The following is a 16,965-nucleotide window of genomic DNA, read 5'->3' on the forward strand; positions in this document are numbered from 1 at the left end:
GGGATATGACATGTTGCTGATGCCGCTGATAAGCGCAACGCTGGAAGCCGTGCTTAAACGCCTGCTTTATCAAGATCGCGCCATGTCCGCCGCCCGTGAGCGTCTGAAAGGTAAAGTTTTGCGGTTTGAATTGGCCGAATGGGAGACGCCGGTTATTCTGGTATTCGGCGAGCGCCAGGTGGATGTGCTAAACGCGTGGGATGACGTCGCGGATTGTACGGTGCGCACCCGTCTCGCCACGCTGCCGGCGCTGCTGGAACGCCAGCGGCTGACGCAGCTCATCAAGCAGGGCTTTCTCGATGTGGAAGGCGATCCGCAGTGCATACAGCAGTTCGCCGCGCTGCTGGATATGGCTGAATTTGACGCGGCGGAGCTGCTGGCGCCCTGGGTCGGCGATATTGCCGCTGAAGGCGTCACCCAAGCGGTCGCGCGCCGGCTGACCGAGGCGCGGCGGCTGTTGCGCACCGGCCAGGGGCGGGTGGCGCAGGCGATGACCGACGAATGGCGCCTGGCGCCTTCGGCTCTGGAACTGGCGTGGTTTTGCGACGAAGTGGATGATGTCACCCGGGCCGGTGAAAATCTGGCGGCCCGCTTGGATAAACTGGAGGCCAGCAGATGATATTCGGGGAGATCCGCCGCCTCTATCTGATTATTCGCGTCATGCTCAGCTACGGACTGGATGAGCTTATCCCGAAAACGCGGTTGACGCTGCCGCTGCGGCTGGGACGCAATTTGCTGTTTTGGATGCCGAACAACCATGGGCAGCGCATGCTGGGCGAACGTTTGCGCCTGGCGTTGCAAGAGCTGGGACCGGTATGGATTAAGTTCGGCCAAATGCTCTCGACCCGCCGCGATCTGTTCCCGCCGGCCATCGCCGATCAATTGGCGATGCTGCAAGATAGGGTGCAGCCTTTTGACGGTGCCCTCGCGCGCGCGCATATCGAACGCTCGATGGGGCAGCCGCTGGAAAACTGGTTCGACGATTTCCAGCAGGAGCCGCTGGCTTCCGCCTCCATCGCGCAAGTGCATACCGCCCGGCTGAAAAACGGCAAAGAGGTGGTTATCAAGGTGATCCGCCCGGATATTTTACCGATGATCAAGGCCGATATGCGGCTGATGTACCGGCTGGCCAGCTGGGTGCCGCATTTGCTACCGGACGGTCGGCGGTTGCGGCCGGTGGAGGTCGTGCTGGAGTATGAAAAAACCCTGCTCGATGAGCTCAATCTGCTGCGCGAGGCGGCCAACGCCATCCAGCTGCGACGAAATTTCGAGGGTAGCCCGATGCTCTATATTCCGGAGGTCTATCCGGATTATTGCAGCGAAACCATGATGGTGATGGAGCGCATCTATGGCGTGCCGGTCAACGATGTGGCCGCGCTGGAGAAGCAGGGCACCAACATGAAGCTGCTGGCGGAGCGCGGGGTACAGGTCTTTTTTACCCAGGTTTTTCGTGATAGTTTTTTCCATGGCGATATGCATCCGGGCAACATTTTCGTCAGTTTTGAACACCCGGAGAATCCCCAATATATCGGTATCGACTGCGGCATCGTCGGGTCGCTGAACAAAGAAGATAAGCGCTATTTGGCGGAAAATTTTATCGCCTTTTTCAACCGCGATTATCGCAAGGTGGCGGAGCTGCACGTGGATTCCGGCTGGGTGCCGCCGGATACCAATGTCGAAGATTTCGAGTTTGCTATTCGTACCGTCTGCGAGCCTATTTTTGAAAAGCCGCTGGCGGAGATTTCATTTGGTCACGTGCTGCTGAATCTGTTTAACACCGCGCGTCGCTTTAATATGGAAGTGCAACCGCAGCTGGTTTTGCTGCAAAAAACGCTACTGTATATTGAAGGCGTCGGGCGACAGCTTTATCCCCAGTTGGATTTGTGGAAAACGGCCAAGCCCTTTCTGGAAGAGTGGATCAAGGATCAGGTTGGTCTGCCGGCTATTCTGCGCGCGCTGAAGGAGAAGGCGCCCTATTGGGCGGAGAAATTGCCCGAATTGCCCGAACTCGTCTATGACGGTTTCAAGCAACATCGCCTGTTGCAGAAAAGTGTCGATCGCCTGTCGGTGGAAATGCGGGTTCATCATGTGCGACAAAGCCAATCCCGTTTTTTGTTTGGCATTGGCGCCACGCTGCTGCTCAGCGGCACGTTTTTAATGACGCAAAGCGCTGACGAAGGCTCTCTGCCGGCCTGGCTTATGGCCGCCGGTATCGTCAGTTGGATTATCGGCTGGAGACGCACCGCGTAGCCGTCGGTGGAACTATAACCGGGTTTTACCCCCTTTACAGAGGTAAATTTATGGGCGGTATCAGCATTACACAATTATTGATCATTGCGGCTATCGTGGTGCTGTTATTCGGTACTAAAAAGCTGCGCGGCCTGGGATCGGATTTAGGCGCCTCGATTAAAGGATTCAAAAAATCCATGAGCGAAGATGACAACGCGACGACGAAATCGTCGGATAAGCCTTCTCAGGATGCCGACTTTACCCCACCGCCCATCGCGCCGAAAGCCGACCCGGCACGGCCGGATGAAGCCAAAAATAAAGATAAAGAGCAGGTATAAGCCGTGTTCGATATTGGATTTGGTGAGCTGATGCTGGTATTCGTTATCGGACTGGTGGTGCTGGGTCCAGAACGTTTGCCGGTTGCGGTCAGGACGGTGGCAGGTTGGATCAGGGCAATACGATCCATGGCGTCGACGGTGCAGAACGAATTAACGCAGGAGCTTAAGCTGCAAGAGTTGCAGGACAGCCTGAAAAAAGTTGAAGAGGCCAGTAAAAACAACCTGTCGCCGGAGCTGAAAGCCTCGATGGAAGAGCTGCGTGAAGCGGCGGAGTCCATGAAGAAGGAATTTAAGGGCATCAATAGTGCCGCACTGGATCCGGCTGAGCCGCATACGATTCACAATCCGCTGGTGACCGATCCCGAGGCGTTGCATGACGGTGTGACCCCGGCAGAGGGCGATCGCCAGGCCGACGCGCCACCGATGACGCCGGCCGACTCCGTAGCGGATCCGGCCGCCCAGGCCGCGGCGCCCGCCGCGAAAGCGCCGCTCGACCCGACGTCAGCGCCGGCCGATGCCGTAGCGAATCCGGCCGCTCAGGCCGCGGCGCCCGCCGCGAAAGCGCCGATCGACCCGGCAGCAGCGCCGGCCGATGCCGTAGCGAATCCGGCCGCTCAGACCGCGGCGCCCGCCGCGAAAGCGCCGATCGACCCGGCAGCAGCGCCGGCCGACTCCGTAGCGAATCCAGCCGCTCAGGCCGCGGCGCCCGCCGTGAAAGCGCCGATCGACCCGGCAGCAGCGCCGGCCGATGCCGTAGCGAATCTGGCCGCTCAGGCCGCGGCGCCCGCCGCGAAAGCGCCAGCCCAAGGGGAGCCCGGCAGCGCGGCCTCCGCCCCGCGGCCGGCATCGTCCACTTCTCCACTGAATAATGATCGCTAATCCATGGCCGTTGATGATACCCAACCCCTGATCAGTCACTTAATCGAACTACGCAAGCGGCTACTTTATTGCATCCTCAGCGTACTGGTGGTCTTTCTGGCGCTGATTTATTTCGCTAACGATATATATCAGCTGATATCCGCGCCGCTTATCAAGCAGTTGCCGGCGGGGGCCAGCATGATAGCGACCGATGTCGCGTCGCCGTTCTTTACGCCAATCAAACTGACCATCATCGTCTCGGTATTTGTCTCCGCGCCGCTGTTGCTTTACCAGGTATGGGCCTTCGTGGCCCCCGCGCTGTATAAACATGAACGCCGGCTGATGATGCCGCTGCTATTCTCCAGCACCCTGCTATTTTATGCCGGTATGGCTTTCGCCTACTTCGTCGTATTCCCGCTGGCCTTCAGCTTTTTTGCCCATACCGCCCCGCGCGGCGTGCTTATCGCAACCGATATTAACAACTATCTCGACTTCGTTATGGCGCTGTTTATGGCGTTCGGGGTGTCGTTTGAAGTGCCGGTAGCTATCGTACTATTATGCTGGAGCGGCGTGGTGACGCCGGAGGACCTGCGCAAGAAGCGGCCCTATGTGCTCGTCGGCGCCTTTGTGATTGGTATGCTGCTGACGCCGCCGGATGTCTTTTCCCAAACGTTATTGGCGATACCCATGTACCTGCTGTTTGAGATCGGCGTGTTCTTCGCCCGGTTCTACGTCGGTAAAGGGCGCAAAGGCGCTGAGGAAGAAGACGATCCCGAAGAGGATGAGCCTGAATAACGCCGTGACATGGGCAATACCGTCAGGGCGAGGAGGGTTGCTGTTAGGGTATGGCGATTTCCAGGTTTGTCGGCTCACGCCTTCAGCGCTGTGGGGGCATCATCCTCGCCGGGACCGGCTATTGGATCTTATGAAATTGGCGATTATCCAGGCTTTGATACACCTGTTTATTTAACAAATTCAGCAGCAGCATGGAGCGCGCTTCGCCGTCAGGTTCGGTATAAATGGCCTGTAATCCTTCAAATACCCCGGCGGTGATCAACACTTTGTCGCCGGTTGAAGGCGTTTCGGGATCGGTCACGTTGTCAAAACTATGGTCGCGCAGTTCTTGAATGACTTCGGCGGGGATGATGACCGGCAGACTGCCAAAGCGGACAAAGTGGCTGACGCCGCGGGTAGCGCTGATGGTGGTGGTATGAATGGTTTCCGGATCGAATTCGATAAACAAATAATTTGGAAACAGCGGCTCGCAGGTTTCTGTGCGCTTGCCCCGGATGATTTTCTCCAGCGTTACCATCGGCGTCAAACAGGCGACCGCCTGCCGTTCCAGATGTTCTTTAGCACGCAGCAATTGTCCACGCTTACAATATAATAAATACCAAGCTTCCATAGTAACAATTTACCTATCTCATCGAAGACTTAGCATAACAAAAGCCATAACAGATATATAGCACCGGACGCCGCCGCCGTGGGGCTTGGGGGGGCTTATTTTTACCGATCTTTGACAAAAGACCAGCAAGGCTGATAAACAGATCTTATAATGCAGGCTAAATACCGTTCCTGATGATGCTATGAAATACCGTGACTTGCGCGACTTCCTCGCTCTGCTGGAGCAGCGGGGAGAATTAAAACGAATCAGCTTGCCCATCGATCCCTATCTGGAAATGACGGAAATCGCCGACCGCACGCTGCGTGCCGGCGGTCCGGCGCTGCTATTTGAAAACCCTAAGGGGTATACCATGCCGGTACTGTGCAATCTGTTCGGCACCCCGGAACGGGTGGCGCTCGGTATGGGTCAGGAGAGCGTTAGCGCACTGCGCGATGTGGGTAAATTGCTGGCATTTTTGAAAGAGCCAGAGCCGCCCAAGGGCTTTCGCGACCTGCTGGACAAAGTTCCCCAATTCCGCCAAGTACTGCACATGCCGACCAAACGGCTCAGCGCCGCGCCTTGCCAAGAGCAGATCTGGCAGGGTGAGGATGTGGATCTCGGCCGTATTCCGGTGATGCATTGCTGGCCTGGCGACGCCGCGCCGCTTATCACCTGGGGGCTTACGGTTACGCGCGGACCGCACAAAGAACGGCAAAACCTCGGTATTTATCGTCAGCAGGTGCTGGGCAGGAATAAGGTCATTATGCGCTGGCTCTCTCATCGCGGCGGCGCGCTCGACTTCCAGGAATGGACGCAGCAAAACCCCGGTAAACGTTTTCCCGTCGCGGTCGCTCTCGGCGCCGATCCGGCGACAATTTTGGCCGCGGTGACGCCGGTGCCTGATGCGCTCTCCGAATACGCATTCGCCGGCCTGCTGCGGGGTTACAAAACCGAAGTGGTCAAGTGTGTTTCCTGCGATTTGGAGGTACCGGCCAGCGCGGAGATCGTTTTGGAAGGTTACCTTGAAGCGGGAGAAACGGCGACGGAAGGGCCGTATGGCGACCACACCGGCTATTATAATGAAACAGACAGTTTCCCGGTCTTCACGATAACCCATATTACCCAGCGGCGCGACGCGCTATACCACTCAACCTATACCGGCCGCCCGCCCGATGAACCGGCGGTATTGGGGGAAGCGCTTAATGAAGTCTTCGTTCCCATATTGCAAAAGCAGTTTCCAGAAATCGTGGATTTCTACCTGCCGCCGGAAGGGTGCTCCTACCGCTTGGCGGTAGTGACCATCAAAAAGCAATATGCCGGCCACGCCAGACGGGTAATGATGGGGGTCTGGTCATTCCTGCGTCAATTCATGTATACGAAATTTGTTATCGTATGCGATGATGATATCAATGCACGTAATTGGAAAGACGTGATATGGGCGATGACGACCCGTATGGATCCGGCGCGCGATACGGTCTTGATGGCAAATACACCGATAGATTATCTCGATTTCGCTTCGCCGGTTTCCGGGCTGGGCTCGAAAATGGGCATGGACGCGACAAATAAATGGCCGGGAGAAACACAGCGCGAATGGGGTACCCCAATTGAAATGGATCGGACGGTGCGCGCGCGCGTTGACGCTATCTGGGACCAGCTGGCTATCCTAAAAAATGGCCACGCGTCGTAATTTACGCGGCGCCCGTGGCGAATTGCTTAATGACCCGACAGAGGGACTGCATGACAACATTGACCTGTAAGGTCTCTTCCGTGGATGCCATCACTGATACCGTTTACCGCGTACGGCTGGCACCGGAAGCGGCTTTCCACTTCCGCGCCGGGCAGTACCTGATGGTGGTGATGGATGAACGCGATAAACGTCCCTTTTCCCTGGCGTCAACGCCCATGGAAACGTCGTTTATCGAGCTGCATATCGGCGCTTCCGAACTCAATTTGTATGCGATGGCCGTCATGGATCGTATCCTGAAAGAGAGGGAAATTACCGTCGAAGTCCCGCAGGGCGAAGCCTGGTTGCGTGATGATACCGACAGGCCCATCGTGCTGATCGCCGGTGGTACCGGTTTCTCCTACGCGCGCTCGATTTTATTGACGGTGCTGGCGTGCCAGCCCGAGCGTAAAGTGGCGATATACTGGGGCGGTCGTGAACGGGACCATCTCTACGATTTAGGCGAGCTGGAGGCGCTTACCCTACAGCATCCGCAATTGTCCGTAGTACCCGTGGTCGAACAGCCGGATGAACAATGGCAGGGCCGTTCCGGTACCGTCCTGATGGCGGTGATGCAGGACTATGGCTCCCTGGAACCCTACGATATCTATATCGCGGGGCGCTTTGAAATGGCAAAAATCGCTCGTGAACGTTTTTGCGCCGAGCGCAGCGCCGTGGTCGATCGCATTTTTGGTGACGCTTTCGCCTTTATTTAAGCCGGTTCATCCGCATCAGCGCCGTTTCATTCGCGGCGACGGCCCGGCGGGGAGGCAGCACTCGACGGGCCGGCCGCTGTGCCAGGCGGAGCGCTATGGTAATATGGGCCAATTACGTTCCGCATAGGGTCTGAACATGGAATCGCTTTCTTCGTTATATCAGGATCATCTCGCCACACTCCAACAGCGCACCCGGGAGATATTGCAGCGCCAGCAGCTGGATGGATTGCTGATCCATGCCGGCGAGCCGATAGGCCGCTTTCTTGATGACCATGACTACCCGTTTAAAGTCAATCCCCATTTCAAAGCCTGGCTGCCGGTCACTCGCGTACCGCACTGCTGGCTATGGGTGGACGGGGTAAACAAGCCGAAACTCTGGTATTACCTGCCGGTAGACTACTGGTATCTCGTGGAACCGTTGCCGGATAGCTTTTGGACGCCGTATATAGATATCGTGCCGTTCGCCGATCCGGACGAGATCACTATGCTGTTGCCGCCGCGCGCGAGGGTCGCCTACCTGGGATCGGCGCCGCAGCGCGCTTCCCGCCTGGGGATTGAGAGTGAATATATCAACCCGCAGCCGGTGCTGGATTATTTGCATTTTCACCGCGCCTATAAAACCGACTATGAACTCGCCTGCATGCGCGAGGCGCAAAAATCAGCGGTAAACGGCCATCGAGCGGCGAAAGAAGCCTTTTTGTCCGGCATGTGCGAATTTGATATTAATATCGCCTATCTTAGCGCCTGCGGTCACCGCGATACCGATGTGCCTTATGATAATATTATCGCCCTGAATGAACATGCCGCGGTATTGCATTATACCCGCCTGGATCAGCGCACGCCGGACCACCTTCACAGCTTTTTGATCGATGCCGGCACGGAATATAACGGTTACGCCGCCGACCTGACCCGCACCTATGCGGCGCAAAAAGACAGCGATTTCGCCGCGCTAATCACGGCGATGAATAATGAGCAGCAGGCGCTTATCGCCACCATTGAAACCGGTATTAACTACATCGACTACCATGTGCAAATGCACGGCAGAATCGCCAAATTGCTGCGGCAGTTCGAGATTATCAGCGACCTTAGCGAGGATGCCATGGTGGCGGAGGGCGTTACCGTGCCGTTCCTGCCGCATGGACTGGGGCATCCGCTGGGATTACAGGTACACGATGTTGCCGGCTTCATGCAAGATGACCGCGGTACGTCCCTGGCGCCGCCGTCACGCTATCCCCACCTGCGCTGTACGCGCGTACTGCAACCGCGCATGGTGTTGACGATCGAACCCGGTCTTTATTTTATCGAAACGCTGCTGGCGCCTTGGCGCTCTAGCCCCTTCAGCCGGCATTTCAACTGGTCGCGTATCGAAAGCTTCAAGCCTTATGGCGGTATCCGCATTGAGGATAATATCGTCATTCGCGACAACCACATCGAAAACATGACGCGCGCGCTGAAATTGGCATGACGGCGTCTTGGTTCGCACCGGCGGCGGTGGTCACGCTGACGGCGGAAATAAAAAAAAGCCGTTTTATCACATTGCTGTCCCCCACGCGGGGGACCGATGCCGCTAAAGCCTACATCCTGCAATGTCGCAAGCAACATCCGACGGCCGCGCATCACTGCTGGGCGTATATCGCCGGTCCGCCTTCCGACTCCCTTCAGCGGGGGTTTTCCGATGATGGCGAACCCTCGGGCACCGCCGGTAAGCCTATGCTTGCACAGCTGGATGGAAGCGGTCTTGGGGAAATCACTGCGGTAGTGGTGCGATATTATGGCGGTATTCACTTGGGCACCGGCGGCCTGGTTAAAGCCTACGGCGGCGGCGTTCAGCAAGCGCTGAAACAGGTTTCGCCGGTGGCGCGAGTTCCGCGCCGGCGTTTCGTGCTGCGCTGCGATTATCCACAATTAGCCTGGGTAGAGGCCGCGGTGCAGCAGGCCGAAGGCCTGATTGTCGAAGGTGACTATCGGGAATCGATTATACTCACACTCGAGATCCCTGTGCATCATATCGCGATGGCCAATGATACACTGCGCGATCTCAGCCGCGGCGCATTGCAATTAACACCTGTTCCACAATAATGCCTTCCACCGGAAGGGTGTAATCGTTAAGGATAGTGCAGACATGCATTTTCGCACCATAACCCGCATCGTGGGTCTGCTCGTCATCTTGTTCTCCGTGACCATGATTATTCCCGGTCTGGTGGCCTTGATCTACCGGGACGGTGCCGGCAGCGCGTTCGCGCAAACGTTTTTTTGCGCGCAGGCCATTGGACTCTTACTCTGGCTACCCAATCGTCGCCAGAAAAGCGAATTGAAATCCCGCGAGGGCTTTCTCATTGTGGTACTGTTTTGGACCGTCTTGGGCAGCGTGGGTGCTTTGCCGTTTTTGTTTGCCGAACATCCCAATTTGTCGGTCACCGATGCGTTTTTTGAATCCTTTTCAGGGCTCACCACAACAGGTGCCACCGCATTGGTGGGGCTCGATACCTTACCCCACGCCATTTTATTTTACCGGCAAATGCTGCAGTGGTTTGGCGGTATGGGGATCATTGTCCTGGCGGTAGCGATTCTGCCGATTCTCGGCGTCGGCGGCATGCAGCTCTACCGCGCGGAAATGCCCGGCCCGCTGAAAGATAATAAAATGCGCCCCCGTATCGCGGAAACGGCCAAGACCTTATGGCTCATCTATGTCGCGCTGACGATTGCCTGCGCGCTGGCGCTGTGGGGCGCGGGCATGCCGGCGTTCGACGCGATAGGCCACAGCTTTTCTACGATTGCCATCGGCGGTTTTTCCACCCACGATGCCAGTATCGGCTATTACCATAGCCCGCTTATCAATACGATCGTCGCCGTGTTTTTACTGATATCCGGGTGCAACTACGGTTTACATTTCGCCGCCCTCAGCGGCCACAATCTGAAAGTCTACTGGCGGGATCCCGAATTTCGCATGTTTATTTCGGTACAGTTGACGCTGGTGGTGGTCTGTATTTTGATTCTCTGGCGCTACGATGTATACGATTCCAGCCTGCAAACGCTTAACCAGGCTTTCTTTCAGGTGGTATCCATGGCGACCACCGCCGGGTTTACTACCGACAGTATCGCCCAGTGGCCGCTGTTTCTACCGATATTGCTGCTCTGCTCGGCGTTTATCGGCGGCTGCGCCGGTTCTACCGGCGGCGGGTTGAAGGTGATCCGCATTCTGCTGCTCTACTTGCAGGGCTCGCGAGAACTGAAACGTTTGGTGCATCCCAACGCCGTTTACACCATTAAATTGGGCAGCCGGGCGCTGCCGGAGCGGATTCTCGAAGCGGTTTGGGGTTTTTTTTCCGCTTATGCGCTAGTGTTTATCCTCAGTATGCTGGCGGTGGTCGCCACCGGCGTCGATAATTTTTCCGCCTTCGCGGCGGTAGCGGCAACGCTTAACAACCTTGGGCCCGGCCTGGGGGTCGTGGCCGATAACTTTACCTCCATGAACGCGGTGGCCAAGTGGATCCTCATTTTGACCATGCTGTTTGGCCGACTGGAGGTATTTACTTTATTGGTCCTGTTTACGCCGACTTTTTGGCGTGAGTGATACAAGGTTTACCATGAAAACGTTGATTCTCTACTCGAGCCATGACGGCCAAACGCACAAAATCGCGCGCGCTATCGCGGCTCATCTTACCGATTGCTGCGAATGTGATGTGGTGGATTTGCGCCTCGCCCGCGATCTTGATTTGCAGCGTTATCAGCGGGTGGTGATTGGTGCGGCAATCCGCTACGGGCGGTTCGCTGCGGATCTTGACCACTTTATCGCGCAGCAGCTTGAATGGCTGCACAGTATCCCCAGCGCGTTTTATTCCGTCAATTTGACGGCGCGCAAGCTCGATAAACGCACCCCGAACACCAACGCCTACACCCGGAAATTCCTGGCGAAAACGCCTTGGCGGCCGGATCTTTGCGCCGTGTTCGCGGGGGCATTGTGCTACCCGCGCTACCGCTGGTTTGATCGGGTCATGATCCAGCTGATAATGCGTGTGACCGGCGGTGAAACCGATCGCACCAAGGAAGTGGAATATACGGATTGGCAGCAAGTTTCTGCCTTTGCCGGTGATTTGGCGCAATTAACCGCCAAACAGGCGACGCAGCGCCCCTAAATGGGGCGTTTTGCTGAAAAATAAATCAATCAGATCGTATTTGTGAAATAGCGCTTGTCACCGGCCGTGAAGGCCCTATAATGCGCCTCCACTGACCGGGAACAGTCGCTGCGACTTACCGGCTCAGCCAGAGGCAAGCGACCCGCGAAGGGCAAATAAAAGCTTGACTCTACAGCGGAAAAGCGTAATATACGCCACCCGCGCCGGTAGAGAAAATACCCTCCCGGCCACGCTCTTTAACAATTTATCAGACAATCTGTGTGGGCACTCACAAGACGATATCGATACACGAAATATCAAGTCTTGAAGAGTGAACAACGAATATTCATAGAATACCAGTTTTAATTCTTTGAGCATCAAGCTTTTAATTGAAGAGTTTGATCATGGCTCAGATTGAACGCTGGCGGCAGGCCTAACACATGCAAGTCGAGCGGCAGCGGAAAGAAGCTTGCTTCTTTGCCGGCGAGCGGCGGACGGGTGAGTAATGTCTGGGGATCTGCCCGATGGAGGGGGATAACTACTGGAAACGGTAGCTAATACCGCATAACGTCGCAAGACCAAAGTGGGGGACCTCGGCCTCACACCATCGGATGAACCCAGATGGGATTAGCTAGTAGGTGGGGTAATGGCTCACCTAGGCGACGATCCCTAGCTGGTCTGAGAGGATGACCAGCCACATGGAACTGAGACACGGTCCAGACTCCTACGGGAGGCAGCAGTGGGGAATATTGCACAATGGGGGAAACCCTGATGCAGCCATGCCGCGTGTGTGAAGAAGGCCTTCGGGTTGTAAAGCACTTTCAGCGGGGAGGAAGGCGATGGCGTAAATAGCGCCATCGATTGACGTTACCCGCAGAAGAGCACCGGCTAACTCCGTGCCAGCAGCCGCGGTAATACGGAGGGTGCGAGCGTTAATCGGAATTACTGGGCGTAAAGCGTACGCAGGCGGTCTGTTAAGTCAGATGTGAAATCCCCGGGCTCAACCTGGGAACTGCATTTGAAACTGGCAGGCTAGAGTCTCGTAGAGGGGGGTAGAATTCCAGGTGTAGCGGTGAAATGCGTAGAGATCTGGAGGAATACCGGTGGCGAAGGCGGCCCCCTGGACGAAGACTGACGCTCAGGTACGAAAGCGTGGGGAGCAAACAGGATTAGATACCCTGGTAGTCCACGCTGTAAACGATGTCGATTTGAAGGTTGTGGCCTTGAGCCGTGGCTTTCGGAGCTAACGCGTTAAATCGACCGCCTGGGGAGTACGGCCGCAAGGTTAAAACTCAAATGAATTGACGGGGGCCCGCACAAGCGGTGGAGCATGTGGTTTAATTCGATGCAACGCGAAGAACCTTACCTACTCTTGACATCCAGAGAACGGCAGAGATGCCTTGGTGCCTTCGGGAGCTCTGAGACAGGTGCTGCATGGCTGTCGTCAGCTCGTGTTGTGAAATGTTGGGTTAAGTCCCGCAACGAGCGCAACCCTTATCCTTTGTTGCCAGCGATTCGGTCGGGAACTCAAAGGAGACTGCCGGTGATAAACCGGAGGAAGGTGGGGATGACGTCAAGTCATCATGGCCCTTACGAGTAGGGCTACACACGTGCTACAATGGCGCATACAAAGAGAAGCGATCTCGCGAGAGTCAGCGGACCTCATAAAGTGCGTCGTAGTCCGGATTGGAGTCTGCAACTCGACTCCATGAAGTCGGAATCGCTAGTAATCGTGGATCAGAATGCCACGGTGAATACGTTCCCGGGCCTTGTACACACCGCCCGTCACACCATGGGAGTGGGTTGCAAAAGAAGTAGGTAGCTTAACCTTCGGGAGGGCGCTTACCACTTTGTGATTCATGACTGGGGTGAAGTCGTAACAAGGTAACCGTAGGGGAACCTGCGGTTGGATCACCTCCTTACCAGAACGATACGTTCAAGTGACGTGTCCACACAGATTGTCTGATAACTGTCACGAGCAAAGCAGCCCGTCGGCGGCTTTTTTTTTATGCCGATTTTTCGTGTCCCCTTCGTCTAGTGGCCTAGGACACTGCCCTTTCACGGCGGTAACAGGGGTTCGAACCCCCTAGGGGACGCCACTTTGCTTTTTATTTCAGAGCGCGTTTATCGAGCGCGCTGCGAAATACCGCTCTTTAACAATCCGGAACAAGCTGAAAATTTGAAACACATGCTGAAGCGCAAACTCAGTATGCGAGTCTCTCAAACGAAGTAAGCAAACCTGAGATAACGCGTAAGCGTTATCACTGTAGCGCGACAGGCCTTGTCGTCTCCGTGGCGTCTTCACAGACGACGCCGGGTCTCGCCAGTATGGCGACACTCGAGCGAGACGGCGCGAACGGCTGAAAGCCCAGGCGCACGGCACGCAGGCACCGCAGTGGACTTGATGTCCATGAGGATGCCGAGTACCGCGCAACGCCGGATTTCGGTCGTGCAGCCCGTCGGACAAGGTGCAAACAGCTCAGGGTTGTGAGGTTAAGTGACTAAGCGTACACGGTGGATGCCTAGGCAGTCAGAGGCGATGAAGGACGTGCTAATCTGCGAAAAGCGCCGGTGAGCTGATATGAAGCGTTATCAGCCGGCGATGTCCGAATGGGGAAACCCGGTGCAATTCGTTGCATCATCGTTAAGTGAATCCATAGCTTAACGAAGCGAACCAGGGGAACTGAAACATCTCAGTACCCTGAGGAAAAGAAATCAACCGAGATTCCCCCAGTAGCGGCGAGCGAACGGGGAACAGCCCAGAGCCATCATCAGCTTGCGCATCAGGAGAACGGTCTGGAAAGTCCGGCGACAGAGGGTGATAGCCCCGTATCCGAAGGTGCGCTTGTTGTGAGCTCGATGAGTAGGGCGGGACACGTGATATCCTGTCTGAAGATGGGGGGACCATCCTCCAAGGCTAAATACTCCTGACTGACCGATAGTGAACCAGTACCGTGAGGGAAAGGCGAAAAGAACCCCGGCGAGGGGAGTGAAATAGAACCTGAAACCGTGTACGTACAAGCAGTGGGAGCATCCTTCGGGGTGTGACTGCGTACCTTTTGTATAATGGGTCAGCGACTTATATTCTGTAGCAAGGTTAACCGTATAGGGGAGCCGCAGGGAAACCGAGTCTTAACTGGGCGTCTAGTTGCAGGGTATAGACCCGAAACCCGGTGATCTAGCCATGGGCAGGTTGAAGGTTGGGTAACACTAACTGGAGGACCGAACCGACTAATGTTGAAAAATTAGCGGATGACTTGTGGCTGGGGGTGAAAGGCCAATCAAACCGGGAGATAGCTGGTTCTCCCCGAAAGCTATTTAGGTAGCGCCTCGTGACGTCATCTACGGGGGTAGAGCACTGTTTCGGCTAGGGGTCCATCCCGGATTACCAACCCGATGCAAACTGCGAATACCGTAGAATGTAATCACGGGAGACACACGGCGGGTGCTAACGTCCGTCGTGAAGAGGGAAACAACCCAGACCGCCAGCTAAGGTCCCAAAGTCATGGTTAAGTGGGAAACGATGTGGGAAGGCCCAGACAGCCAGGATGTTGGCTTAGAAGCAGCCATCATTTAAAGAAAGCGTAATAGCTCACTGGTCGAGTCGGCCTGCGCGGAAGATGTAACGGGGCTAAACCATGCACCGAAGCTGCGGCAGCGACACGTAAGTGTTGTTGGGTAGGGGAGCGTTCTGTAAGCCTGCGAAGGTGGCCTGTGAGGGCTGCTGGAGGTATCAGAAGTGCGAATGCTGACATAAGTAACGATAAAGCGGGTGAAAAGCCCGCTCGCCGGAAGACCAAGGGTTCCTGTTCAACGTTAATCGGAGCAGGGTGAGTCGACCCCTAAGGCGAGGCCGAAAGGCGTAGTCGATGGGAAACAGGTTAATATTCCTGTACTGGGTGTGACTGCGAAGGGGGACGGAGAAAGCTAGGTTCGCCGGGCGACGGTTGTCCCGGTTCAAGCGTGAAGGTGGAATGAGCAGGCAAATCCGCTCATTCTCAACACTGAGGCGTGATGACGAGCCACTACGGTGGTGAAGGAATTGATGCTACGCTTCCAGGAAAAGCCTCTAAGCTCCAGGTCACATCGAATCGTACCCCAAACCGACACAGGTGGTCAGGTAGAGAATACCCAGGCGCTTGAGAGAACTCGGGTGAAGGAACTAGGCAAAATGGTGCCGTAACTTCGGGAGAAGGCACGCTGGCATGTAGGTGGAGGGCCTTGCGCCCCGAGCTGAAGCCAGTCGCAGATACCAGCTGGCTGCAACTGTTTATTAAAAACACAGCACTGTGCAAACACGAAAGTGGACGTATACGGTGTGACGCCTGCCCGGTGCCGGAAGGTTAATTGATGGGGTTATCGCTTGCGAGAAGCTCTTGATCGAAGCCCCGGTAAACGGCGGCCGTAACTATAACGGTCCTAAGGTACGAAATTCCTTGTCGGGTAAGTTCCGACCTGCACGAATGGCGTAATGATGGCCAGGCTGTCTCCACCCGAGACTCAGTGAAATTGAACTCGCCGTGAAGATGCGGTGTACCCGCGGCAAGACGGAAAGACCCCGTGAACCTTTACTATAGCTTGACACTGCATTGAGCCTTGATGTGTAGGATAGGTGGGAGGCTTTGAAGTGTGGACGCCAGTCTGCATGGAGCCAACCTTGAAATACCACCCTTTAATGTTTGATGTTCTCACTCAGGCCCGTTATCCGGGCCGAGGACAGTGTCTGGTGGGTAGTTTGACTGGGGCGGTCTCCTCCCAAAGTGTAACGGAGGAGCACGAAGGTTAGCTAATCACGGTCGGACATCGTGAGGTTAGTGCAAAGGCATAAGCTAGCTTGACTGCGAGAGTGACGGCTCGAGCAGGTGCGAAAGCAGGTCTTAGTGATCCGGTGGTTCTGAATGGAAGGGCCATCGCTCAACGGATAAAGTACTCCGGGGATAACAGGCTGATACCGCCCAAGAGTTCATATCGACGGCGGTGTTTGGCACCTCGATGTCGGCTCATCACATCCTGGGGCTGAAGTAGGTCCCAAGGGTATGGCTGTTCGCCATTTAAAGTGGTACGCGAGCTGGGTTTAGAACGTCGTGAGACAGTTCGGTCCCTATCTGCCGTGGGCGCTGGAAGATTGAGAGGGGCTGCTCCTAGTACGAGAGGACCGGAGTGGACGCACCACTGGTGTTCGGGTTGTCATGCCAATGGCATTGCCCGGTAGCTACGTGCGGAAGAGATAACCGCTGAAAGCATCTAAGCGGGAAACTTGCCTCGAGATGAGTCTTCCCTGAGGCCTAGAGCCTCCTGAAGGGACGTTAAAGACGATGACGTTGATAGGTCGGGTGTGTAAGCGCTGCGAGGCGTTGAGCTAACCGATACTAATGACCCGTGAGACTTAACCTTACAACACCTGAGCTGTTTGAGAGCGAGCGTGAGACGAGAGCGAAAGCGAACGTTGACGCTCAAAGCGCAGGCGGATGACACCGCCGACACCCGCGCCAACCGCAGGCCAGATATGGCCGCGAAAGGCATAAGCCACACCGACCCCGGTGCGGCGGCAGGGCGTGCAGCGTGCGCAAGAGACAAGACATTATCAGCGATGTTCCGGATA

The 16,965-nt window shown here is 55.9% G+C and carries 11 protein-coding genes, 1 tRNA gene, 2 rRNA genes and 1 pseudogene; 14 read left to right on the forward strand and 1 reads right to left on the reverse strand.

Features of this window, described 5'->3' with window-relative positions; translation table 11 throughout:
* Positions 1-10 precede the first annotated feature (10 nt).
* The 5 genes and pseudogenes from ubiJ (at position 11) to tatC (ending at position 4,220) form a co-directional block, all read left to right on the forward strand.
* Complete coding sequence (gene ubiJ / locus SANT_RS01270; RefSeq protein WP_025420521.1) at positions 11-619, forward strand: ubiquinone biosynthesis protein UbiJ; 609 nt, start codon at positions 11-13, stop codon at positions 617-619.
* Entirely contained in the window at positions 616-2,250 is a 1,635-nt protein-coding gene (gene ubiB / locus SANT_RS01275; protein WP_025420522.1) for a ubiquinone biosynthesis regulatory protein kinase UbiB, read from the forward strand. The genes ubiJ and ubiB overlap by 4 nt, the downstream gene beginning before the upstream one ends.
* A gap of 50 nt (positions 2,251-2,300) precedes the next feature.
* Positions 2,301-2,567 carry a twin-arginine translocase subunit TatE gene (tatE, locus tag SANT_RS01280; RefSeq protein ID WP_025420523.1) on the forward strand — a complete coding sequence of 89 codons (267 nt, stop codon included), beginning with the start codon at positions 2,301-2,303 and terminating at the stop codon, positions 2,565-2,567.
* 3 nt (positions 2,568-2,570) lie between these two features.
* A pseudogene (gene tatB, locus SANT_RS24645) lies at positions 2,571-3,134 on the forward strand (Sec-independent protein translocase protein TatB); the annotation flags it as partial.
* Positions 3,135-3,449: 315 nt separating this feature from the next.
* Positions 3,450-4,220, forward strand: a complete 771-nt coding sequence (tatC, locus tag SANT_RS01295; protein ID WP_025420525.1) for a Sec-independent protein translocase subunit TatC — start codon at positions 3,450-3,452, stop codon at positions 4,218-4,220.
* Between the two features lie 118 nt (positions 4,221-4,338).
* On the opposite strand, the gene rfaH is transcribed toward tatC, so the two are convergent.
* Complete coding sequence (gene rfaH / locus SANT_RS01300; RefSeq protein WP_025420526.1) at positions 4,339-4,830, reverse strand: transcription/translation regulatory transformer protein RfaH; 492 nt, start codon at positions 4,828-4,830, stop codon at positions 4,339-4,341.
* A gap of 181 nt (positions 4,831-5,011) precedes the next feature.
* Here rfaH and ubiD point away from each other — a divergent pair, with 181 nt between their 5' ends.
* The 9 genes from ubiD to SANT_RS01345 all read left to right on the forward strand — a co-directional run bounded on the left by ubiD (position 5,012) and on the right by SANT_RS01345 (position 16,757).
* Positions 5,012-6,496, forward strand: coding sequence for a 4-hydroxy-3-polyprenylbenzoate decarboxylase (gene ubiD, locus SANT_RS01305; RefSeq protein WP_025420527.1), 1,485 nt, complete (start codon positions 5,012-5,014; stop codon positions 6,494-6,496).
* A 50-nt stretch (positions 6,497-6,546) separates the two neighbouring features.
* On the forward strand, positions 6,547-7,248 hold the full coding sequence (gene fre, locus SANT_RS01310) for an NAD(P)H-flavin reductase (RefSeq protein ID WP_025420528.1): 702 nt from the start codon (positions 6,547-6,549) through the stop codon (positions 7,246-7,248).
* Positions 7,249-7,384: 136 nt separating this feature from the next.
* Complete coding sequence (pepQ, locus tag SANT_RS01315; RefSeq protein WP_025420529.1) at positions 7,385-8,713, forward strand: Xaa-Pro dipeptidase; 1,329 nt, start codon at positions 7,385-7,387, stop codon at positions 8,711-8,713.
* On the forward strand, positions 8,710-9,327 hold the full coding sequence (locus tag SANT_RS01320; protein WP_025420530.1) for an IMPACT family protein: 618 nt from the start codon (positions 8,710-8,712) through the stop codon (positions 9,325-9,327). The genes pepQ and SANT_RS01320 overlap by 4 nt, the downstream gene beginning before the upstream one ends.
* Positions 9,328-9,370: 43 nt before the next feature.
* Positions 9,371-10,822: a Trk system potassium transporter TrkH gene (trkH, locus tag SANT_RS01325; protein WP_025420531.1), complete on the forward strand. Its 1,452-nt coding sequence runs from the start codon at positions 9,371-9,373 to the stop codon at positions 10,820-10,822.
* Between the two features lie 13 nt (positions 10,823-10,835).
* Positions 10,836-11,384, forward strand: coding sequence for a menaquinone-dependent protoporphyrinogen IX dehydrogenase (gene hemG, locus SANT_RS01330; protein WP_025420532.1), 549 nt, complete (start codon positions 10,836-10,838; stop codon positions 11,382-11,384).
* Positions 11,385-11,749: 365 nt separating this feature from the next.
* Positions 11,750-13,285, forward strand: a 16S ribosomal RNA gene (locus SANT_RS01335).
* 101 nt (positions 13,286-13,386) lie between these two features.
* A tRNA-Glu gene (locus SANT_RS01340) sits at positions 13,387-13,462 on the forward strand.
* 392 nt (positions 13,463-13,854) lie between these two features.
* A 23S ribosomal RNA gene (locus SANT_RS01345) occupies positions 13,855-16,757 on the forward strand.
* The 16S and 23S rRNA genes sit together here with 1 tRNA gene alongside, the layout of an rRNA operon.
* Positions 16,758-16,965: the final 208 nt, after the last annotated feature.

The organism is Sodalis praecaptivus (genome assembly GCF_000517425.1).
GTDB lineage: Bacteria > Pseudomonadota > Gammaproteobacteria > Enterobacterales > Enterobacteriaceae > Sodalis_A > Sodalis_A praecaptivus.